We start from the raw sequence: 21,021 nt of genomic DNA, 5'->3' as shown, positions 1-21,021 counted from the left end.
CTCCAGCTCATTCTGGTCGAACAGTGTTATTACTTATTATACTATTCCTTTAGAGGAAAAAAATCAAGTCTTAGATTTCATGAAAATACCCTTGAGACAAGCGAAATTCTAATCAAAAATAATCCGAAAAATACGGAGTTTGATGTTCAATTGAATCTTCCAGCATATCAACAAGCTCCGGACTGCATACAAGCCGGCCGATTTTATGTAAATATTCCGGACGCTTATATCCCATGAGCATCGTTGTCATCGTTTGAATATCGATCCGTGAGCCGCTGCGCTCTCCCGTACGTGTTATCTCCCCTTTTCCATCAGGCTGAATCAACAAGGTAAAGGAACCTTGATTCCAGGACAACAATGGATCATCCAGTGTAAAAGTCCATACCCGTTCATGGCTGTCCGGCTTAAAGGGATACTGACTAATAAACTGTTCCAGATCCACGATGCGCGCCATATAGTACGGTGAAATAATCTCTTTTATATCCGCATCCTCCAGCAAAAACGCCAGCGGCTCATCAGTATAAATATTGCCGATGACCTTGGAGATCATGGAAAAATGGGCGCTGATAAAGTTCCAGAGTCCACTGCGAGCTTCCTCATTAACAAAAATCATATCTTTAATATGAAAAACTTCATCAGCAATCCAATATAGCACATAACCGTCGGGCTGCCGATCTTCGTTGTAATAAATTGCTGCAGTTAAATCATCATAATCCCATAACCAGTATTCATTCCAGGCCAGATTATTACGCAGCATTGCCCCATGACTCTGATAGGCAAAGCGTTCATAAGCGGCTTTTAATTCGTCACTTTCAATATCGACCCGTTCAATTTCCCCCGGAACCTGTTTATTCTTTGGCAGCTGGTAATCATTTACCTCAAATACAATTTTATCTGAAATAATTTCCCAGCCTTTTCGACGATAGTAAGGAATGGAATAAGGATATAAATAAGAAATGGACTGCTTTTTCTCACGCATACCTGCCAAGGCCTGAAATAACAGCTTATGCATCAGACCCTGGTTGGAATACTCCGGAAAAGTACCTACCCCGGTAAGCCCTCCCATATCATAGGTTCGGTCAAAAATCCTCACTTGGAAAGGATATACAGCGACCTGGGATACAAGCTTATCCCCGTCAAACCAGCCATGAACTTCGGCCTGCTCCAATACCGGAGATTTGGCCAAAACCATGTCCCGTTCTTCCCAGCCAAACTTATGCAAATCATTATTCGTCACCTGAAAAACATACCTGAGCAATTGACTGTACTGCTCCAGATGCTCCATACCAACCTTTTGCATCTTTAATCTTTTTTCTCTACCCATATGAAACCTCTCATCTCCGAAAGTAATCAACCAACTAGCACAACTAACTTATATTATACCAGACGGAGATGAGCTAAATGCGGTTTTAGAAACAGATTAGCACATTTCTATTGGACCAGCCTTTAATCTGTGGAAATACTTTTGCCCAATGCTTCAGCTCTTATTAACCCATCCGTCTTCAAAACATCATCTTTATCATGCAATCCCGGTACGATAACGACACCTCTATCCTGCCAGTGCAGGTACTCAGCAATCAGCTTATACGAAGCGACGATTCCGGCAAACTTTGCCTCATCCTTATCGCCGCCACTGACTACCAGCGCACATTCTTTGATTTTCCAATCCTTGCCGGCAATCAAATAAGAATAGAATTTATCGATAGCGGCCTTCAACTGTGCCGGAAAGGAAAACCAATACAAAGGTGTTGCAAATACAAGCATATCCGCCTGTTCTAACAGCGGTGCGAGTTCATTAAAATCGTCCGGAATAATACAGGCCTGACCTTTTTGAAAACAGGCCTTACAGTCTATACAGCCTTTAATAGTTTTGCCGGCAGTTGCATATTTTACAACCGTATGTCCTGAATGCCGGGCACCAGTCATAAATGCCTCTGCCAGCTTATCAGTATTACCGCTATTGCGCGGGCTGCCTGTCAAAACGAGTATATTTTTTGGCATTGATTTATCAACCTCCTTTTTTCCTAATCATACTCATTCTGCTGCAAGCTAACAAGTACGCACTTATTTGTTGCCTAGTAACCGTTTATATACCTGCCGCCGCCAAAGCAGCTAGGCAAGATTATCACAGCCTAAGATATTAGCAGCATTATAATGCAAAAAAAAACCGCTCAAGCATATAGATGCCGAGCGCAAAGATTATTTATCTTGCTGCAATTCCTGATTTGCTTTGTTTTTTGCCTGCTTTGCAAATTCAATTAGCTGCAGCACCGGAAAACCTGCTTGACGAATAAGGTCGCCAGCTTGCCCCTGTTTGGAGTCAGATGGGTTAGGCTGCTTAACAGAAACGGAAAGCACGTTGTTATTCTTGTCATAATTAAATTTTACATGCATCTTATTGACCTTCATAGCTTACACCCCTTTTGATAAGCTCGGAGATTGTTTATGCTGCTAATAGTATATGCGGAACCTAGTTGCCGGGGCACCTGAGAGTAAAAGATTATCCTTAATGCAGGGAGTGTATATAATTGGGTTGCAAGGGAACATGACAATTATCTCCCGTACTTAGGCATAAAATAAGAGCCTTCGCGGCCCTTATCATCCACAGACCCCATTGTCCTGATGAACAACTATATCCTCCTCTACCATATCTTTTACTTTTCTGTTTTGCAATTGCATATACATATGGGCGCCTGAAAGTTGTAGTACCGGCATAATAAGATAAGATGAATGCAGGTAAAAATCACGAAGTACCATATCTACTATGAGTAATGGGGAATTTAGAAGAATAAACCAGCCACCAGACAAAAGGATGCTTAGTGAAACTTTATAAGTGCAATTTTTCCATGATTCTTTCAAGCTTATCATTATTGATGTTCTATTATCAAAAAAATAAAATTGCGAGAAAAAGAACTTTGTAAATACGAACAGACTCAATAGGAATAGTGCTATAAATATCGGTATCATCATCAGTGAACCTAATGGGATATTAGCTAAGTGAACTAATACAAGAATAAATCCGGTTGGAAGCAGCAATACAATACAACCCAATAAAACAGCTAAGATAGAAAGAATACAAGCCTTGCAATAAATGATAGGCTTAAGAATAACATCCTCGAAATTGTAGTCTTTATTTGTTATTGCACATATGCTTACGCTGACAATGCCAAGAAATAAAAGAGTTTCAGGAATTGCTATGAGCCCTTTTAAAATCCAATCTTCAGGAAAAGCATCCCGAATACTACCTAATATCATATAGAGTAAAGCTATAGGAATCCAAAACGCTGATCTTCTTCGCATTTCACCAAAAGCGTACATATAAGCATCAATGGTCTTAAGCATAGGCACCTCCTGATAATTGATTTGATTGAGTATAATAATTACTATAATATACATTTGACAGAACTAATTAACAGACCTTCAACGGCCACCCTCTTAGGGAGATATTTTAAGTGACCATTACCTGAATTAGAACATAAAAGACTTACGATTAAAACTTACTTAGAAACGAGGTTTAAAGATGTTTTTTCCCACATTCTATTGGTCTAGTCTTGTAATTCCAATACTTATGCTATTTCCTAACTTTCTATGTTTCTTATTTCCACCAATCAACACGCTCCAATTTAAAGAAAAAAACGAGCCTCTTATTCTACTAATATTAGAAAGTATTGGAAGAATAGGGGTAACAGTTATTCCGCTGTTCTATCCAATCCTATTAAATAACAATGCAAGCTATTTTTATTTAACGTGTTTATTCCTATTACTCTTCTTCTATTACGCTTGCTGGTTACGCTTTTTTAGATTTGCTCGCAACTATGCAGCCCTCTTTCTGCCTATGGGGCATATACCAATTCCCGTGGCAGTCAGTCCAGTTCTCTTCTTCCTGGTTTCAGCAGCAATACTCCACTCACTTCCTATGCTTGTTGCGGCTATACTACTAGCCTCTGGACATCTACCACTCAGCTATAGAGAATATCAACGAATCATTCATCAAAAATTACACTTATAGAACAAGGCAATAAGTAAGTACAATCCGTTTTTATTCCGCCAAGCAACTTCTCATCAAGTAATAAGATTTACTTACTGCTACAAACCTTTTCCTAAAAGAGATAATATCCATCAAGATCGTTAATTGAAAAAACGAGGAATGGATTGCTCCATTCCTCGTTTTTTATACGTTTCATTTATTGCAATTACTTTTTATTCTTCAAGTCTATGTCCTGACTTTTTAGCGCCTTTGCAATTTTGTATTTTTTATAAAACCACCAAGTCAGCACTGCACAAGCCAATGTCACTGATCCATTTACGGCTATGCTAGAAACCTCATTAGGATCTATTATTACAGAAACCCCAGCTAAAACCATCATCCCCGAAACGAAAAGACCTACTAACCATATCAAATAAAAACACTTCCTCGCTGCAATATAATTAAGCAAAATTATACCACAACAAAAGCAACTTTACTTCTTTTGCACCAGACTTCCTATTTTTTCTATGCCTATACGTTCATTACTCGATAACGAGTTCATCGAAGTGCAAAAAAGCCTTCCAGAAAATCGCTGGAAGGCTTGAACTATATATAGCAAGATCGGCAGCAATCTAGCTGCACTCCCTGTTTATGTAACTTCCCTATAATTTGTACAATATTAAACGCCAGAAAGACCTAAAGGTTTTGCTTTAATCAAATCTTTGTAATTCAACTCTTTCGCTCCCAAAATGAAAATAGGCCCCTACTAAGGCCATTTTATAGCGTCTATTTCTTCTACCGTTTTGGCTGCAGCAACTTCTCCCTGTAGCTTCCATCCCGTTTGTTTACACGTTCCTATATGAAGCGCCATATCTATTACTAGCTGCTGCATCTGTGCGGCATTATGTTGTAATACCTGCTTGCAATTCTGACCTTCCAGCACTGCCCGAATCGGTATTTGCCCTTTATAGAGTGGATGAGTGGCAAAGCTTGCAGTCTGTGCTGCTTGTAGCATAAGCATTATATTCTGCTGATCAGCTTCCGTACTGTCGTATGTGGCAACTATGCCGGTAGTAGCCGATGCAAAGCCGCTCGTTATTGCGGTGGCTGTCCAAGTATCAATTTGCTGCAGTTTAGCATACTTGCTTTCGACCAATGTTGGCCCCGCCTGTATTTCCTCCCATACAGCTTCTATCTCTGCCTCAGTCGGGCATGTTTGCTGCGCGTCTTCCCATGTAGCAACGAGGTTAAAATAGGTATCCGACATTCGCCACGCTGCACCAGGGCGTATTTTATCTAGCACAAGTGCAATGTCCATTATTAGCCCACCTTCCAAAATTTTATAACTGCGTATACTTCTATTCCCATGCTGGACGGGTAGCCAAACCCATAGTTCGTGCATGTGGAACTGCACCGGTGTTGCAGTTCGAGTACTTTAGGCGCAGGCAGTGTAAATTTACCACTTAAAAAGGCGTGAGTAATTACGCTGTTTCCGTCTAAGCTCGCAAATGAGTTTTCCGTGGTCCCTGTTAGCAGGGTAACGTCGTCCGTGATATTGTATAACCTCATTTGGTTTAAATCTACTGCCATAACAGGGGCAGACGCATCTACAATATAGGTACCAGCTTGCAAGAATATTTGATTAGTATTTAAAGTTGCAATGCTACCATCATTGGCGGAAAAAGTATTTAAAGTGCGAGTTCTCCAAGCTCCAGAAGTAAAAGTCCCACCACTGCTTCCAGAAGCTTTTTCGTCGTGAATTTCAATATATTTTAGATCATCCTGTTTTCCAACTACCGTATTAGCTAGTTCTGTAATATCCACCGCTCCCTGGTTGGTTACAGCACCAAAAGCCTTGACGCAATACAGCATACTAATAGATTTAGGGCGTGTTTCATCCGAAGTTCTCGCAACCCGAGATGCATCAAAGCTAAAAGATTCGGTTTGACCTCCACCATCGGAAGCATTACCTACTTGCCCAGTATTGAATAATGCAAATGCGCCATTTGCGGTACTACCTACATTTCTGCCATGTGCAACATTATAGATGTTGCCTGTTATATTTTGTAAGGCATCTGCTTGCCAAGTTCCAGGCGGCCTACTAAAATCACTACCTTTAACAATATCGACTATACGCGGTAATCTAAAATTCGTACTACCATCACCACTAGAATATGCTCCGACTGAAGACTGTGCCGCTGCCTGTGTCTGCCAAGCGCTTTCCGTTACCAACGGCGCATTGCCCTGAATCCAGGACCATAAATCAGGATAAGCAGCACGGCTTACCAGGGAGCCCTCCAGAGCTAGACTTCCAACAGGAGGCGTATTTGCCAAGATCGAGAAGGTAAAGCCTATGGGTAATCCTGTTGTTACTGTTGTGGCAATAGAAAGGTTGTTCGAACCGTCAAATGTCCCAGTCCCTTCTACATCTCCTACTAAGCTTATCGTTCTTGCAGTCGTTAGTTTTGTAGCAGTTGCTGCATTTCCTGTGCAGCTATCTGCTGTAACTGCCGTAACAGGTATGACAATATTTCCACTTCCATCGAAGCCCGTTGATGTTCCTGTGGCTTTGCCGCTTATGGCTATTGTCCTAGCTGTACCGAGTTTGGTAGCAGTTGCTGCGTTCCCGGTAACTCCAGTAGGCAATTGTCCATTACCATCTAATTTGAGCAGCTTTCCGGCCGCCGCAGTAGATGCAATTAATGCATTAATTGCATCCAAAGTTATTGCAGGAGGTACCCACCAACTTGCCTTACCGGTGATTTGCTTAACCATGTTGCCAAGCTTACTCCATAGGCGAGTTGGTGTATCGGCCCCTTCTGCTGCAGTAACCGTATCTGTTATAGTCCGGTTACCCACTTTAGCGTCTGTGACACTGCCATCAGGATGATCTATCACAGCTGCATTCTTATGAGCATTTAAAATAGCCGTTGTAATCAACCCATCCAGGCTAATAGTCGCCTTAATATTAGCAGCATTCGAAAAAGCTAGCTGAACTACCAGTTCTTCAGCTACTGCGACAGTACCGCCCTCTGCCGGCAGGTAATCCGGGCTTCCATCGGCCGTATAGGCATATAGGATTTCCCCCAAATCCGGATCTTGCGCATATACGCCTAGTTCTCGAACGTAAAACCCCGCTGCTAATCCAGCATTAGTAACTACAGCCGTTATTTTACAAACTCCTGATTCTAAGGGGGTTAGCGCGGATATGCCAAGATTTTTCTTGGGCGCTAGTAAGTCAGTTAAGGCATCAACGGTTTGCCCGCTTCCCATAGTCCCATCACCAATTTTCAATTTGGTTATGGTCATGACAGCCCCTGCTTCCACTTTGGCCTGCAAGGCTCTTCCCTTAGCTGTCAATAATGTGCCATTCCAATTAGGCATGCTTAATTTCAACTCCTTTTCGGTTATAAACAGTGCCACCGCAGTAAGTCGTTCCCGAGACACGAGGTGCCCAGAATGCCGCCGGCAGAATTGTAACTGTTTTCAAACTGCTGCAGGCTCCTCCCATGTAGACAGTTCCGATCATTTCCCGGTACAAAGAAACGCCCTCCAGCCAGGAGCGCGTGTTTTTTACTGTATCGATCGCCTTTTTTAGTTTCGGATACATTTCGGCCGTAACCTGGCCATTTATTTTAATGACGCGAAAATGATACGGTTCACCACCGTATTCAAACCATTCCTGAACGACCGCATCCTCAAGAATTGCTGTTACAACTTCTTCTACCGCATGCGGCGTCCCCTTGCGGCGATGAGTTTCAATTGCATTCTTTACGAGTTTTCGTTTTTGAGCTAAACTAATTCCCGGCTCGTAGAAGTCAACATGAAACTGCCAGGCCAAGCTATCTACAATATCCTCTGTCAGTTCATCAAGCCGGGGTAATAAAAGGGTTGTTGAAATAGCAGCGGTTATTTTTCGCAGTTCAGTATCAAGCACCGCCGCTGCTGTCTGAATAGCAGGATCATCCTTAATGCTGGGCGGAACTAAATCAATCAGCTGAATTTGCGCTATATCAACCATCGCTGATACCTCCAAAGCCTGCTGTTACCCTGTTAACCTGCGCTACCTGATATTTTTCCAGTGCAAGGAACTCAGGCAGTTCTACCTCTACACGACTGGCTCCAGCGGCGCGCATCCGTCCAATTAACTCTGTCGGATTTATGCTCCGCCCTATTGCTGTTTTTTGCCATACGTTATAGTCATTGATTGCCTGGCCAACTGCCTGTTGAATGGCCGTTGTCTTCGTAATATTATCCTTGTCAATATAATAAGTCAGGTTAACATCATAGCTTACGCCTTCCGGCGGTAAGGCAATGACTTGATCAGTCAATGGACGAGTCTTTTTATTCCCTACACTCGCTAACACAGTATCCAAAATTTCCGTACCAGGGATCTCACCATTTTTGAGCAGTGGCCTGAGCTCTACGACGCCAGGGCTTGGACTTCTCACCGACACATCAACAATATTTTGATTAGCTGACATGGCCCAAAAGCGATAAGCCCCCTCCGGGCCAGCCACGCTATATTTCTCCGGAGCCTGCCGAATACGCTCCCGGTACGCATCATCATCTTCCTGTTCCGCTCCGCCTTCACTCTCGGTAATATTGGCAATAGACTGTACCCAGGGAAGAGGATCGACTAATTGGTTGATCTGACCGGGTACATACCCATTCCCAATTGTACCGGTTGCCGTACAAACTGCCGGCGCATTACCAGATACAGCTCCTGACGGAATGGTAATAGGGTTAGCTACCTGAAATACAATTCCATTGACTGTTGTGCCGCGAATTCCCGCCGGAATTGTCACAGTTTGCGGCTGCACAGAAGAAAGGGTAAAACGAATCGTTGTTTGTGCTGCTGACGCTCCTAATCTGGTTACACCAACCAGTGTACCCATATGATCCAGTACAGTGCCTTGGGCATAGGCAAGCAAGTTTTGCTTTGCACTTTCATTAATGAGAATTCGTTGTTGAATAACAATCGCAGCCATTGCCTGTAAAAATAACCGGACAGGATCACCCTGAGCAAGTGACCGTCCGGTAATCCCTTCATACATCGTTATTACTGCCGCCTCAATATTCGCTGCATCAGTATCAACAAAACTTATTGATGGTAAATCATCAAACGCCATTATCTCACTCCTTTCAGCCGCTGCGCGACCAGTAATACGGTACCGGCAGCTTTTGCCCCATAAATTCCTTTCGCTGCTGCCATTTTATCAGCATTCTCGGTCTCAGAAACTCTCGCCAATACATGAATGGCTGTGGTCATTGGGTCTGTAATAGATTGAGTAACTAGACCAGCTGCATCTAAGCCTAAGCTTCCATAGGCGTTTTGGGCTTGACTGTCCATACTGTTATCCTGCAAATTCTGCGTTGCCGTTAAGATTGATGATATGCTGGTCGCTGCCAGTGAAGGATCTCGCACTCCGTTTACAGCAACCGTCACCAGATCAGCCAAATTCTGCGCAGAGAAACCCGTTTTTTTTGCCTGTACTTCTACCTGTTTCGTTACTTGCTCCTTTTTCTGCTCTTCTGCAGCCGCAGCAGTCGAAACAGGATTGGTACCAGCATCACTAGCCACATAGTATTCTTTGAGGCTCACATCAACAGCAATGTAAAAAATGTTGCCATGACTATCGATATATTTCCAGGCTTCATTCATGTTATCAATTATGTAACTGCCTAGCACTTTACCACCGATAACCAGGGTATTAGCCTCACCCTTTGTAACCATGTCACGCAGCAGGTTCGCTTCTTTGAATGGATTCAGTCCCAGATAGGCAGATAAAATGACCTGGAACGAAATTTCATCCAGGCCGGGGGCAATAAACTCCAATTTGGGTTTTAACCCAATAATGTCATGCTGTTCAAATTTTGCCGCCGTTTTCCGTTTAAAATCATCAAAAGTCCGTGTTTTTTCAGCCGATATTTCAAACGTAATTGGGCCAAATGTTCCGATGCTCATTGCCTCACCCCTTTAACCTTAGCACGACATAGGGTTTTACATTACCGGATTCAGCGTTACCAGTAAAGCTTACTTTCACAACTGCGACCCGGGGCTCAAACTTTTCTATGGCCTGCACAATTTCAGCCGCTAACTTGGCCTGCAATACTGGCAGCGGCAAATCAAGCATAATGGCATCAACACCGAATGAACGGTTTAGCGGAGTCGAATAAATAGGTGTAGCTATTATCGTCTGCACATTTTGTATGACTTCCTCCATAACGCTAGACGGTGCAAAATTGACCTTATTCTTATTGGCTATTGCTGAAACTATAAATTCCATGTCTGCCTCCTATACTGGTACTCCGCTTGTATCTCCGCCTGAACGTACACCGCCATGTGCATGGTTTTTAAGACTGATGCCATCAGCTATGACATCTCCTGTAACTGTTACTTGACCGACAACATGAACTGGCCCCTGGGCGATAATCGTCAACGTGTGGTTCGAGCAGTCGTATTCAAGGTGTGTGCCATCTTCAAACTGCACACATCGTTTCTCCCCTGTATTGACAGGCGGTCTGTCATTAGTGGAATAAAAAGAGCCCAGGATAAATCCCTGGGCATTGCCATTGGGCAGGAAAAGACAGACAACCTGTTCTCCCACATGGGGCATCCAGTAATCTTTATTGCGCAGGCTCTGCCGGACAATTACCGGCAAGTCATAGGACACCAGGTTTTGGCGATCTTCAAATACTACCCGGACGGTTGCCTGCGCTGGATCAGTGGAAGATACCCTGCCTACTCTTATTAAATTTTTCAAAACCGCATCCATTAATATCCCTCCAAGACCTTACGTAAATCAAGCTTTGCCCGGTACCCACAGCCAGTATGTTCAGCCTCTTCTATAAAATACTTGCCATTCAATTTCCCATATCCTTCAACCAATACTGTTGTGGCCGCCAATAATCGAACATCGCCTATCAGCGTAAATGACATTTTCGTTTCTTCGCGATTTTGTTTGCGTAATTTCTTTTTTGCCAATCGCTCAGCCTCGCCGAGACTGCTTACTCGCTGATTAACAACAAGGGTTTTCCCTGTTGCCGGCTTGTTAGGCGCCGTAAAGGTATAGGATATATTTTGATTATTGTTGGAAGAGTAGTATTCAACCTTACAAGCCGAATAGACATTGCACGTAGAGGTGGAAAAGCTATGATCTACTATCCAGGACTGCCCACGTTTGATGGTCATCACCGGATCCAGCGATTCATACTTTTCATCGTCAAATATAACAATCTGCTGATCAGCAATTTTGAGCGAAAGTCCCGCATCTTCACATATTTTCTGCAAAAATGCCAAATCAGACTGTTCTGTTTGCTCTAACCGGTCCCGCTCGGGATCATCCTCCGTATCATAAAACAGGGAAAACCCGGCATTGCTTGCAATATCCCCGGCAATCGCAGATAATTTTACTTTTTCCCAGCTGCGTGTTTTCTCTTCCCCCCGGAGTGATGATGATTCAGGAATGGACAGAGCTTTAATCGTTATCTCTGTTGGCGAGCTTTTGCCGTCAATCGAGTCTATTTCAAAAATACCGAGAGGCAATTCTTCCGTCTTATCTTGCTCCTGCCAATGCTCGGTAACCAAGGCCGCTTTTAACGTTGCCCCCTTGTCCGGCATCCAGTCACCCATCCATCGTCCATCCCGATCCTCGACGGTAATTTGTAAATCATCCGCTTTACCACTGGCATGGTCCGTGTACGAAAAACTTTTTAAATAGGCCGCCAAATCGGCTGAGATATCTTTATTATTATATAATAGCTTTAGTCTCGCTCTGCGAGCTTGCATTTCTTATCACCTCTTCCATGGCGGCAGGGAAGTTGTAGCTGCAGTCGCTACTTCCGGAACCTTAATCACCATATCGGCTGAAAATAGTACTATTTCCTGGAATTGTGGATTGGCTTCAATCAATACTGACATCAAATGTTCATTACCATAGAGTTTATAAGCAATCATATCCCAGGTATCACCAAGGACTGTTGTATATCTACGCATATTCCAGCCTCCTTTGCTGTTCCATAAAAGCCGTCATGCGGGATTCAAAATCACCTACTTCATCTTGTACGACTTGACGAAGCTTACTCTCTACATTCGAATCCCCACCATTTAGATAAATGGATGGATTAAACGTAAAGCTTACCCCCTCACGTTTATTGCTGGCAGTCGATCCATTGACGAACTCGTTGAAGGGGGTACTACTATCCATCATGTGTCCTGCAGTTGTCGCGAGCGACATGCCTTGAGAAGTGCCAGTCAAGGGAATACCCAGTGCCGCCGCTCCCGTTCCATTGGCCTGAGTTGGTACCTGCATGGCCACTTTAGGGCTAACATGATCGTTAGCATCATACAAAATCTCGCCGCCGCCAAAAAAGTTTTTAAATTCTTTCTTCTTATCCCGTAACCAATTCAAAACCGGACCAAAACGGCTGTAAATCCCATCAATAAAGCTTTGCAATGCGGCTGCAGGATCATTCCATAGCTGGTTCCACCAAACTTGAACGGTAGCCCAGTTTGAAACTAACCAATATCCGGCTCCAACCAACAGCGCTATTCCCGCGATGACCAAGCCTATGGGATTAGCTGCCATAGCCGCATTCCAGGCCCACTGGGCTGCTGTCCAGGACCACGTGGCTACAGTAACAATGCCAGTCCATGCAGCCCGCAAAATAAGCTGTCCTATCCCCAGTGCGGCGTTTCCTACTACCATAGCGGCATTCCAAACCCACTGCGCTGCTGTCCAGGCCCAGGTAGCTGCCGTAACTATTCCCGTCCATACTACCCGTAGAATAAGCTTTCCTATACCCATTGCAGCCTTTCCTACTGACATTGCCGTATTCCAGGCCCACTGGGCTCCAGCACTTAAACGGGCAGCCAGTTCCATTCTCTTTGACCATTGATATATACTGGCAAACGGTGAAATGATCGACCAGCCAACCCAGGAAAGGGTGGAGAGTGCCACTGAGGTACCTATCACCGCACCGGTTAATTTAAAAGCTGCGCTGCTTAAGGTTGGATATTCCTTGCTGACTTCTCCAATCCAATCTGCAGCTTTACTTAATGAACCCAAGAGAGAAGCAAAGTCCGGCAATACCGGTTGGCCTATATTGATCTCCATACGGGCAATAGCCGCTTGTAAGCCCTCCTGTTTGCGTTCTGGACTTTGGGACTGAATTTTAAACCCTTTTGTTAGACTGCCTTTAGCAGCATCGGCGTTCCCCATTTTTATTACGCGCAGGAATTCTTCATAATTGCGCGATATTTTCGAGATATTATCAATGTTCTCTGGGCCAAACAACTCAGCTAATATATTCTTTTTACTTGCCCCGTCTAACCCTTGAATGCGTTCAAAGAGGTTCATCATAGTTCCTTCTGCATTGGTTAGCGCCCCTGACTGCAATTCTTCCGCTGACATGCCAAGCTGCGCCAACGCCGCTTGAAAGGATTCTGATTGGGCCGGAGCATTCGAAACTTTTGCAAGTAAGGTATTTAAGGCAGTACCGGAGGCTTCACTCGATTCACCCATATGCAGCAGCGCGGCAGACATGCCTGCTAAAGTTGTCTGGGACAGTGTAGGCAGTATCGACGCAGCATTTGTGCTGGTATCTTTTAATACACTAATCATATCCGTACCGGCAACATGGGTCCGGCCATTCAAATAGTTAACCGTATCTGCCAGGGCTTCCAATTGCGCCATACCTTGAGAAGTTTGCAAATTCAGCCCCATATTGCTGCCGATTCTGGCAAAATCTGCGCCAACTTGTTCAGCTGGTGCCTTAAAAGCCTTGCCCATCATCGTTCCCATACGGGCAAATTTATCAATATTTTCTATACCCTGTACCCCGGATTTACCTGCTGCAGCAAATGCCTTGGCCATGTTTTCAGGCCCAATGCTCATATCTTTGCTCGCCTGCATAACCCGGTTTTGTGCCTGATCATAAACATCGGTCAGCTGACCGGCATCATTCCGGGCACCGTCGATTTGCTTGGCAACGTCTGACATAGCGGTTTCAAAGTTCATTGCCGTAAAGATAGGGCCGCTAATCATTTTTGCTGCTCCAATGCCATCCATTATGTTCTTTTTGGCATTTGTACGGGATTGTTCCACTTTCTTTTGCAGGCTAAAGGTCTTTTCGTAGCTTTTTTGATGCTGTTCTGCTTTGTACATTTTGGCTGTTAATTTTTCATAGGAGGCAGAATACTCTAATACCGAAATTGCATTTTTCTTATATTGGCCATCAAGATTTTTCATTTCGGCTTTGAGACTCTTTACTTGGGTATTTAATTGAGTCATTCTTTCTGAAGCCGATGAGAAGGTCGAATTCATAATACCAAAAGCAATTTCATACATACGGCTCATCGACGCTTCACCCCTTTTTGACTCTCCATAATCGTGCTAATCCATTCATTTAATTCAAACAAGGGAGTATTCAGCCAGTGCGTAACCGGTGCGTGTGTTTCCTGGGCAAGACGCAAGGCAATCCTCCGCAGCAGTTTAGATGGCTTCGCCCCCATGCCTAACCGAGCAAAAAACCCTGTACTTCCCCGGTTACCGAACTAAATTCCTTTGCTGGTAATGCTTTGATTAAATCTACCGTTACATGAGCTGCTTTCGCAGCAATGATAGCTTGATATTCTTTACTGGATTCCAGCATCACTGCCCGAACCCCTAATGCCCGTGCTTCATTTTCAGCATCAATGACATCTTTACCGGTTAAGGATTCGAGATCCATTGACAAAGCCTCATAATTCTTACCTTCAAACTGTAACGAATTCCTGAACCGTACAATCGTGAGTCCCTTTTCTTCCATTGCTATTTTTGCCTGAACGTCCATTGCTGTTCCTCCTTATGTATGCAAAAATCATATTCATAGCAGCCTGTTTACCACCGATAAAAACAATAGCCGTACCCGTTCAGGGTACGGCTGCTTGTTTAACCACCAAGAGCCAGGCGGACGGCAGCCAAATAATCGACACCATCAATTTTGCAAATAAAGTTGAGTTTATCAATTTCGATATACTCTTTACCGTCATACCAGATTTTCATGTAGGTTACTTCAAACTCGTTTGACGACTCTGTTGGTGAACCTACCTCAAGCTTGCCTGGTTTCGTACTTTTGGGAGTACAATTCACGGTTACCCGCAACGGTACTGCTTTATACTGTCCGTTCGCCGCATCATTGACCTGGATTGCCCCCCGCAAATCCAGCTGGTGGACCTTAGGTGCTGCTAATGACAGCAAGCGAGGCGTTGGAGTCCGCCATGAAAGCGAGAGTGTCATGCTCTGGTAGTGGCCAATAACCGGACTGTCATATTCACCGGCGATGCCGGCTCCCTTCACCGTTTCGGTCATTGACTCCAGCTCTGGCAGCTCGGCATCAACGATACCGGCAAAATTAACGCCGTTTTCATATACGCGAAAATTAATTAGTTTCTCTGGAATTTGATTCACGTTGCCTACCTCCTTTTACTCACCGAATAAAGACTTGAAATACGAAGTATCGTACTCAATTACTTCTTCTATATTTTCAGCCGGCGCCGGTGGAGCCACATAATAATGCAAGCGGAAAACACCATTCAATAGATCAGTAGTTGGATTTTCCTCTTCCAAAAACGCTACCCGTCCACCGAGAATCATTTCGCGCGCCGCTAATCCATTAAGCCAAATATTAGCACTATCCACCAGACTTTCAACAAAGCGGCGGGTAATAGGACCGTCTATTTTCTGCCAGTGGGTAAGAATAAGCGTATTGGCGATCCAGTTAAACATTCGCCGGACCGGAATATAAGTATCTTTAATATCAGTGATGCCCGGGTATGCACCAGTACGGTTGCCCCATGCTTTCCAGCCGCCGATAAAATTGAGTGCTGTTACGATACCTTCCCCATTCAGGTAGTTTGCCTGAGACAAATCGAGATAGATTTCTTTGCCTTCAGCCGTTATTGCCGCATTCGCCTGCAGCGATTTATTGGAAGGAGACACATAGGGAATATCATCATTGGCTGCATCCGTCTGGCAGCAGATCCCGGCAAGCTGCGTACTTAAGTGGAACTGTTTCCCGCCAAGAGAGACCTTCGGCCAGCAGACAATCAACTGCTCATCAACATAGTTATTAGTATTTTTCCAGGCCGGTGCCTGCGTATATTGCTTAACAGCCGCTGTGCCTGTTGTGGGAATATCCGCTATCGCAGTTGCCTGGAAAACGCCATTGATATTTCTGGCTTTCGCATGCATGACAGCTGCAACCACCGGATCACCCGACCAGCCTGGCGCTAAAATCTGTCCTGGCACGAGCCGGAATAACGGATAAATTTTGGATACCAGCTCCAGTCCTTCCGTTTCACCTGTTGTGACATCAATTCCCCCGACAATGTCATCACTATTGACTGCTTCAGGATTCAGCTTTGTATAAGAAATAACCAGCGACGTTTGTCCCGTTAAAACGGCACCACCTTGTACAGGTGTTATGACTACATTCAAATCATCATTATAGCCAGCTACATAATCGGTACCCTTCACTAACGGCTGACCTGCAGACACAAGCTTTACTACCAGTGTATCCAGCATAACCGGCTCACCTTTAATGATTGCTGTTCCGCCTTCGATTGTCATCGCCTTATCCGTAACTGCTGTTTTGTGCACTGTTGCATCAAGTACATTGATCAATACGATCGGTGCCACATTAAACAAAGAGAAATGGCTGTAAATAAATTCACAAAGCGTGTACTTCTCCCAGTCGGCAGAATAGCCGAAAGCAGCCACTGCCTCTGCATAGCTATAGCAGAGAACTGGCTTGTTGGCCGGCATCGGATTGGTCGCCAAATGTACGGGGGCAGTGCCAAACACCACTGGCAGGCCGGCCGAAGTCTTTACGGGCGGAATAATCGATGTTGGAATTTCTGACGAATAGACACCATGTTTATAAACCACGCTGAAGTCCTCCTTTATTAATAAAATCCATTACTGCCTGATAGCGCAAGTTTTCTAATGAGCCTTGCTGACCAAGCGCAGTGTTTACCCGGCTTAAGTCTTCCGGCTTTACAAACAGTGCCTTGATTTCCGGGCACTTGCTGGTTACTGCTTTTAAGTGCGGGGAAATCCCGCCCTTAAAAATGACATTGCGCTGTAATAGGCCGCCCGGCAGATTAGGCCCGCAATAAATTAAGCGCTCTGCTTTTGCAGGCGCTTTTTGCTTGCTTTGCTTACTCGTACTCTCCATACATACCTTCCTCCATTTCTGTTAATAAAGGCCTGGCGATTTCCCACTGGGTAGTCATCCAGGCCATAAAATAAGGCCAAGGCTTATCTTCGGGCATTTCATATTTCACCGGCATTTGCAAATTAAACTGTCTGGCCAGCGGCCTTGACCGAAAAATCGCCTGCCGGATTCTTTCCAGAATATTCATCGTATCCCGCCAGCTCTGGCCTTGTTTTGCATACGTCATGGCAATAATCTTAATAGTTGCACTCCCTGATTGTGCCTGCTCTTCCCCGGAGAGAAAACGAACAATAACAAACGGTACAGACCTTTCTATTTCCTCTGCCAGGGACGGCTTTCCCGCACCGGAATCCTCTTCATCGAAAAAGCCCGGGATAATGACCGGAGCGCGAAAAGCACCATTTTTTGTTTCCAGCAATATATCCTGGGTTGCGTGTTCAATGAGTGTGCAAAGCTCATTTACTAAAATTAGTGGTGTGCTCATCTACCATCCCCCGCATTATCTCGCGCTCTTCGATCACTGGACATTAGTTGTCCAGGCCGCTGCGCAGCAGTTTGTGTCGGCAGCCTCGCTTTTTGTCTGGCCTGCTGCTGTCTATTCATCCTGACCTCCTTAGTAATTGATTCCATAGGATCAGAAGCCAGACTTTCATCACCCGACTTCCGGATAACAGAAAAGACCGCCAGCGTGCGCCGACAGTCTTTTACCTGTGCACCAATACAGGAGACTTTTTGTCTCCCCTTTCCAGAGGGCATAATATTGCCTTCTATTATTTATCCGTACATGTTCACACCCAATCAGCAGGTTAGTTTTTTAAATTAGAGAGCAATAGGAATTTACTCGCCATATACTTGCTGCTCGTTTGTAAAATGATTCAAATAAAAAGCCACCCAAGTGGCCATTCTTGTTTTATCTAGATACTAAAGCAGCCTTTCCCCTTAGTTAATGTATAAGATTTCCCAGTCGCCAGATTGTTTCAAAATCACATGATCCTGTGTCTCATACTCAACATCATACTCAGCAGAATGCACCGCCTTGCGATACTTACCGCCTTTAATAGTTGTAATAGTCATTTTATCGTTTGTGCACACATCCGTGCTTGCTTCAATTGTAGGCAAGTACGCAAAACCATACCCAGCTTGACCAATAATCATGCTATCCCATGCTGCCATTGGTATGCTCGAAAGTGCATCCGCCGTAATACCGATTACTTTAACATGTGCGGCAATACCTGCATAATCTGTATCAGTCCATACGCCGGATACCCATTTCTGCTTTATTGCCCCATCCGGACTAATTTTAATGCAGTTTTGGAAGGTTGTTCCGTCCCAAGTCTTGTAAGTGAGTAAATCTGTAGTCAATAATAGGTGCATTGCACCCCGACCACTAAGTGTACCGATTAATTCCGCCTTTTTGAAGTGGGTAAGGTTTGCAATAGAGATTAAACTCTTGGGAATAAACAGACGCTCAAGTGGAACAGCCGTTATTTTCTGACTTAACGCATTAGAAACACTCTCGTCCGTATAACGCAAGATTTTGTATTTACCTAGCTGCGCTAAAGTTTCTGCTGTAGGTAGCAGAGCAGCATCCATCCCATCCGATAGAAACAGTGCTTTTTTGTGTGCGTCAGTAAGTGTAGGCCAATCACCCTCTACAGATTGCCAACTTGTTGTGTATTTTTTAATCCCATCACTAGTCAGGAACAACAGCTTATTTACAGGCCTATTTCCCGTATTGTCCCAAGCATAAGGACCACCATAGACACCTATCGAAGATCGGTTGCCATCTGGATTCAGAATTGTTGGATCCCCTGCGTTATTCCAAGTACCAGAAGTAATATTATAATCTGCTGTATTGTACGCAGCACTTATCAAGGAATATGGCGGTGTTGGCTTTACAGTATAAAATACAAAATACTTAAACGATGTTGCTGAATTATTAACGACTACAGATGGGGTTATGTTACTATTACCCATCCAACTAAGGTTTTCTACCGCAAAACAGTTGGTAAGTTTTAAATTAAAGTAAGAATGATAGGAACCCGATGTAACACTAGCATCATTTAATACCACACAATTGTTGAGATTTATTGTAAACCAATAGTTTCTGTTTGTATCAAAATCATGATCTATATTTGCTGAATATATTAATCTGTAGCAAGTCAAAGTTACTTTACCAGCTAAGTATAACTCGACTTTCAGTGTTGTTAAATAAGTTTCGCCAATTACAGTAACATCTTTTCTTGCTAATATTTTAGATGAAGTATATGTTCCTGCGGCTAGTTTAATAGCATCGCCTGCAGTTAATATCCCATATGCTTTTGCAAACGTAGCATAGGGATTATTTACTGTTCCATTTCCGGTAGTGTCATTTCCACTAACATTATCTACATACCATATTTTATTAAAACTGAGGGTTTCATTATTAATTTTAATGGTCTCCATTTATATCACCTCTACTTTTTCCACGGCTTTAAATACACTATGATCAATCCAATCACTTTCATCATATGTTCCGGCTTCCATCGCCCGATGTACAGGGAAAACGGATTGATACACCGTCTTAGGACGCATTGTACCATCCCAAATATAATAAGGCGATAGTTCACCGCTTTGTCCGTCAATGATAAACTTTTCGGCATCCGCATTATCAAAATCATAGTCAATTTGCGTACTTTCCTGCCCAGGTACAAATATTCTTGCTTGTACCAAACCCAACTTCGAGGGCAATTCTACCGTTTTAGGTGCCGTCACATTAAGTTGGCTAACACGCTGCACTATTCCCTGTCCACCATTATTAAAGGAAGATAAACATTCCCAATTAGCCAAGTCCACCGTTAAGGAAACTGCTGTATGATTGTTAATGCAACGATATAATGATCCGTTGTTAGTTACCAAATCATTTACTGTATAGTGCTGTCCTGCCGCCCAAACTGAAACCTGTCTTTGAAAGCCAACATGACCAGATTTATCATATTCTAAATTCGTTAATTGAGTATGGTCAGTTACCCCTGATCCAGTTCCTTTGCCTTTTTGTTTAAACCAAGACATTAGCACTCACCCCTTACGATGCTGCGGAATGGTCCGTTCGTTTGGATACCGAAACTTTTTTGAGGCGCAATATTATCGTCGAAAACCTCGTCCGGTTTAACCGCTACCTTACAATACCCCAGATCAATCACTAGATCGCTAGTGCCGTCATTTACAATGGCAATGCTTACAATGTCTTTTGGGTATTGCTTAAATACTCCGGAGTCCCCACTAAAGCTGTCAATTATTACCTCTCTTTTTTCATTTATATTTGTCATGTAAATCTCCCCTTTTAATTTTTATATCAATGCAAAAAGCACTAATACCACCCGATAAAGATGTTGACTCGACACCAAAACTAGCCATAGGACAAGCGTCATTCGACTTGAATATGAAGCGTTAGCATAAATTCATACAAAAAAGGCCACCAAAACGCTTGCCGCCTTATGCGATCTGCGCTGGTAGCCTTTTTTATTTTCCTGTTTTACCATTATGCCGCTTTAAATCAAAAAACATCGCCAGTTTGTCACAATATAGCTTCTAAGGCCATTACTTCAAGCAACACTACTACTCCGCCAGCGTGTCGAAAGGCATATATTGCCCTCTATTATTTATCCGTACAGGTTAGTTCTCAATCAGCAGTTATAAATTATAAAATATTTGTGTTAACAAAAGCTTCACGAAAGTAGAAAAAACGCTACGACCTTATAGCTATGCTCATTGCAACTTAGAAAGGCTGTTCCGAGTTTTCTATCCTAGCTTCAACTCTTGAGATCCGCCAGCCGAAGCCACCGGGCGGTGAA

24 protein-coding genes are annotated in these 21,021 nt (G+C 43.7%); all 24 read right to left on the bottom strand.

Annotation, left to right across the window (positions count from 1 at the left end; all coding sequences use genetic code 11):
* Window positions 1-112: 112 nt before the first annotated feature.
* Complete coding sequence (gene eis / locus RTR76_RS18325) at window positions 113-1,324, bottom strand: GNAT family N-acetyltransferase (protein WP_312523565.1); 1,212 nt, start codon at window positions 1,322-1,324, stop codon at window positions 113-115.
* A 122-nt stretch (window positions 1,325-1,446) separates the two neighbouring features.
* Entirely contained in the window at window positions 1,447-2,001 is a 555-nt protein-coding gene (locus tag RTR76_RS18320) for a flavodoxin family protein (protein ID WP_312523564.1), read from the bottom strand.
* Window positions 2,002-2,199: 198 nt separating this feature from the next.
* Entirely contained in the window at window positions 2,200-2,409 is a 210-nt protein-coding gene (locus RTR76_RS18315) for a hypothetical protein (RefSeq protein WP_312523563.1), read from the bottom strand.
* A 189-nt stretch (window positions 2,410-2,598) separates the two neighbouring features.
* On the bottom strand, window positions 2,599-3,342 hold the full coding sequence (locus tag RTR76_RS18310; protein ID WP_312523562.1) for a hypothetical protein: 744 nt from the start codon (window positions 3,340-3,342) through the stop codon (window positions 2,599-2,601).
* An 851-nt stretch (window positions 3,343-4,193) separates the two neighbouring features.
* Window positions 4,194-4,400 (bottom strand): hypothetical protein, encoded by a 207-nt coding sequence (locus RTR76_RS18305; RefSeq protein ID WP_312523561.1) that lies wholly within the window; start codon window positions 4,398-4,400, stop codon window positions 4,194-4,196.
* 333 nt (window positions 4,401-4,733) lie between these two features.
* Window positions 4,734-5,285, bottom strand: coding sequence for a hypothetical protein (locus RTR76_RS18300; protein ID WP_312523560.1), 552 nt, complete (start codon window positions 5,283-5,285; stop codon window positions 4,734-4,736).
* Window positions 5,286-5,287: 2 nt separating this feature from the next.
* Window positions 5,288-7,351: a hypothetical protein gene (locus RTR76_RS18295; protein ID WP_312523558.1), complete on the bottom strand. Its 2,064-nt coding sequence runs from the start codon at window positions 7,349-7,351 to the stop codon at window positions 5,288-5,290.
* The gene (locus tag RTR76_RS18290; protein WP_312523556.1) at window positions 7,344-7,988 is read right to left on the bottom strand and encodes a phage tail protein I; all 645 of its coding nucleotides are present in this window, start codon (window positions 7,986-7,988) and stop codon (window positions 7,344-7,346) included. Before RTR76_RS18290 ends, RTR76_RS18295 begins: the two co-directional genes overlap by 8 nt.
* The gene (locus tag RTR76_RS18285) at window positions 7,981-9,099 is read right to left on the bottom strand and encodes a baseplate J/gp47 family protein (protein ID WP_312523554.1); all 1,119 of its coding nucleotides are present in this window, start codon (window positions 9,097-9,099) and stop codon (window positions 7,981-7,983) included. The genes RTR76_RS18290 and RTR76_RS18285 overlap by 8 nt, the downstream gene beginning before the upstream one ends.
* Window positions 9,099-9,935 (bottom strand): phage tail protein, encoded by an 837-nt coding sequence (locus tag RTR76_RS18280; protein WP_312523552.1) that lies wholly within the window; start codon window positions 9,933-9,935, stop codon window positions 9,099-9,101. The genes RTR76_RS18285 and RTR76_RS18280 overlap by 1 nt, the downstream gene beginning before the upstream one ends.
* A gap of 4 nt (window positions 9,936-9,939) precedes the next feature.
* The gene (locus RTR76_RS18275) at window positions 9,940-10,257 is read right to left on the bottom strand and encodes a GPW/gp25 family protein (protein WP_312523550.1); all 318 of its coding nucleotides are present in this window, start codon (window positions 10,255-10,257) and stop codon (window positions 9,940-9,942) included.
* A 9-nt stretch (window positions 10,258-10,266) separates the two neighbouring features.
* On the bottom strand, window positions 10,267-10,746 hold the full coding sequence (locus RTR76_RS18270; protein ID WP_312523548.1) for a phage baseplate assembly protein V: 480 nt from the start codon (window positions 10,744-10,746) through the stop codon (window positions 10,267-10,269).
* Complete coding sequence (locus RTR76_RS18265) at window positions 10,746-11,759, bottom strand: contractile injection system protein, VgrG/Pvc8 family (protein WP_312523545.1); 1,014 nt, start codon at window positions 11,757-11,759, stop codon at window positions 10,746-10,748. The genes RTR76_RS18270 and RTR76_RS18265 overlap by 1 nt, the downstream gene beginning before the upstream one ends.
* Window positions 11,760-11,765: 6 nt before the next feature.
* Window positions 11,766-11,966: a tail protein X gene (locus RTR76_RS18260; RefSeq protein WP_312523543.1), complete on the bottom strand. Its 201-nt coding sequence runs from the start codon at window positions 11,964-11,966 to the stop codon at window positions 11,766-11,768.
* Window positions 11,959-14,328 carry a phage tail tape measure protein gene (locus tag RTR76_RS18255; RefSeq protein WP_312523541.1) on the bottom strand — a complete coding sequence of 790 codons (2,370 nt, stop codon included), beginning with the start codon at window positions 14,326-14,328 and terminating at the stop codon, window positions 11,959-11,961. Before RTR76_RS18255 ends, RTR76_RS18260 begins: the two co-directional genes overlap by 8 nt.
* A gap of 157 nt (window positions 14,329-14,485) precedes the next feature.
* The gene (locus RTR76_RS18250) at window positions 14,486-14,803 is read right to left on the bottom strand and encodes a phage tail assembly protein (protein ID WP_312523540.1); all 318 of its coding nucleotides are present in this window, start codon (window positions 14,801-14,803) and stop codon (window positions 14,486-14,488) included.
* 98 nt (window positions 14,804-14,901) lie between these two features.
* On the bottom strand, window positions 14,902-15,420 hold the full coding sequence (locus tag RTR76_RS18245) for a phage major tail tube protein (protein ID WP_312523538.1): 519 nt from the start codon (window positions 15,418-15,420) through the stop codon (window positions 14,902-14,904).
* A gap of 15 nt (window positions 15,421-15,435) precedes the next feature.
* Window positions 15,436-16,899 (bottom strand): phage tail sheath family protein, encoded by a 1,464-nt coding sequence (locus RTR76_RS18240; RefSeq protein ID WP_312523536.1) that lies wholly within the window; start codon window positions 16,897-16,899, stop codon window positions 15,436-15,438.
* Complete coding sequence (locus tag RTR76_RS18235) at window positions 16,889-17,188, bottom strand: hypothetical protein (protein WP_312523534.1); 300 nt, start codon at window positions 17,186-17,188, stop codon at window positions 16,889-16,891. Before RTR76_RS18235 ends, RTR76_RS18240 begins: the two co-directional genes overlap by 11 nt.
* Window positions 17,172-17,672 (bottom strand): hypothetical protein, encoded by a 501-nt coding sequence (locus RTR76_RS18230; RefSeq protein ID WP_312523532.1) that lies wholly within the window; start codon window positions 17,670-17,672, stop codon window positions 17,172-17,174. The genes RTR76_RS18235 and RTR76_RS18230 overlap by 17 nt, the downstream gene beginning before the upstream one ends.
* The gene (locus RTR76_RS18225; RefSeq protein ID WP_312523530.1) at window positions 17,669-17,944 is read right to left on the bottom strand and encodes a hypothetical protein; all 276 of its coding nucleotides are present in this window, start codon (window positions 17,942-17,944) and stop codon (window positions 17,669-17,671) included. Before RTR76_RS18225 ends, RTR76_RS18230 begins: the two co-directional genes overlap by 4 nt.
* A 183-nt stretch (window positions 17,945-18,127) precedes the next feature.
* Window positions 18,128-19,633 carry a hypothetical protein gene (locus tag RTR76_RS18220; RefSeq protein WP_312523528.1) on the bottom strand — a complete coding sequence of 502 codons (1,506 nt, stop codon included), beginning with the start codon at window positions 19,631-19,633 and terminating at the stop codon, window positions 18,128-18,130.
* Window positions 19,634-20,239 (bottom strand): carbohydrate-binding protein, encoded by a 606-nt coding sequence (locus RTR76_RS18215; RefSeq protein WP_312523526.1) that lies wholly within the window; start codon window positions 20,237-20,239, stop codon window positions 19,634-19,636.
* Window positions 20,239-20,496: a hypothetical protein gene (locus RTR76_RS18210; RefSeq protein ID WP_312523524.1), complete on the bottom strand. Its 258-nt coding sequence runs from the start codon at window positions 20,494-20,496 to the stop codon at window positions 20,239-20,241. The genes RTR76_RS18215 and RTR76_RS18210 overlap by 1 nt, the downstream gene beginning before the upstream one ends.
* Window positions 20,497-21,021 lie beyond the last annotated feature (525 nt).

Origin of the sequence: Anaerospora sp. (assembly GCF_032013335.1) — a bacterium.
Classification (GTDB): domain Bacteria; phylum Bacillota; class Negativicutes; order Sporomusales; family DSM-15969; genus Anaerospora.
The sequence above is the reverse complement of the archived record's forward strand: the minus strand, read 5'-3'. Positions and strand labels throughout refer to the sequence as shown.

Bases quoted from the DNA above. Each gene is read 5' to 3' on its own strand.
- eis (WP_312523565.1), bottom strand. From the start codon at position 1,324: ATGGGTAGAGAAAAAAGATTAAAGATGCAAAAGGTTGGTATGGAGCAT.
- RTR76_RS18320 (WP_312523564.1), bottom strand. From the start codon at position 2,001: ATGCCAAAAAATATACTCGTTTTGACAGGCAGCCCGCGCAATAGCGGT.
- RTR76_RS18315 (WP_312523563.1), bottom strand. From the start codon at position 2,409: ATGAAGGTCAATAAGATGCATGTAAAATTTAATTATGACAAGAATAAC.
- RTR76_RS18310 (WP_312523562.1), bottom strand. From the start codon at position 3,342: ATGCTTAAGACCATTGATGCTTATATGTACGCTTTTGGTGAAATGCGA.
- RTR76_RS18300 (WP_312523560.1), bottom strand. From the start codon at position 5,285: ATGGACATTGCACTTGTGCTAGATAAAATACGCCCTGGTGCAGCGTGG.
- RTR76_RS18295 (WP_312523558.1), bottom strand. From the start codon at position 7,351: ATGCCTAATTGGAATGGCACATTATTGACAGCTAAGGGAAGAGCCTTG.
- RTR76_RS18290 (WP_312523556.1), bottom strand. From the start codon at position 7,988: ATGGTTGATATAGCGCAAATTCAGCTGATTGATTTAGTTCCGCCCAGC.
- RTR76_RS18285 (WP_312523554.1), bottom strand. From the start codon at position 9,099: ATGGCGTTTGATGATTTACCATCAATAAGTTTTGTTGATACTGATGCA.
- RTR76_RS18280 (WP_312523552.1), bottom strand. From the start codon at position 9,935: ATGAGCATCGGAACATTTGGCCCAATTACGTTTGAAATATCGGCTGAA.
- RTR76_RS18275 (WP_312523550.1), bottom strand. From the start codon at position 10,257: ATGGAATTTATAGTTTCAGCAATAGCCAATAAGAATAAGGTCAATTTT.
- RTR76_RS18270 (WP_312523548.1), bottom strand. From the start codon at position 10,746: ATGGATGCGGTTTTGAAAAATTTAATAAGAGTAGGCAGGGTATCTTCC.
- RTR76_RS18265 (WP_312523545.1), bottom strand. From the start codon at position 11,759: ATGCAAGCTCGCAGAGCGAGACTAAAGCTATTATATAATAATAAAGAT.
- RTR76_RS18260 (WP_312523543.1), bottom strand. From the start codon at position 11,966: ATGCGTAGATATACAACAGTCCTTGGTGATACCTGGGATATGATTGCT.
- RTR76_RS18255 (WP_312523541.1), bottom strand. From the start codon at position 14,328: ATGAGCCGTATGTATGAAATTGCTTTTGGTATTATGAATTCGACCTTC.
- RTR76_RS18250 (WP_312523540.1), bottom strand. From the start codon at position 14,803: ATGGACGTTCAGGCAAAAATAGCAATGGAAGAAAAGGGACTCACGATT.
- RTR76_RS18235 (WP_312523534.1), bottom strand. From the start codon at position 17,188: ATGGAGAGTACGAGTAAGCAAAGCAAGCAAAAAGCGCCTGCAAAAGCA.
- RTR76_RS18230 (WP_312523532.1), bottom strand. From the start codon at position 17,672: ATGAGCACACCACTAATTTTAGTAAATGAGCTTTGCACACTCATTGAA.
- RTR76_RS18225 (WP_312523530.1), bottom strand. From the start codon at position 17,944: ATGCCCTCTGGAAAGGGGAGACAAAAAGTCTCCTGTATTGGTGCACAG.
- RTR76_RS18220 (WP_312523528.1), bottom strand. From the start codon at position 19,633: ATGGAGACCATTAAAATTAATAATGAAACCCTCAGTTTTAATAAAATA.
- RTR76_RS18215 (WP_312523526.1), bottom strand. From the start codon at position 20,239: ATGTCTTGGTTTAAACAAAAAGGCAAAGGAACTGGATCAGGGGTAACT.
- RTR76_RS18210 (WP_312523524.1), bottom strand. From the start codon at position 20,496: ATGACAAATATAAATGAAAAAAGAGAGGTAATAATTGACAGCTTTAGT.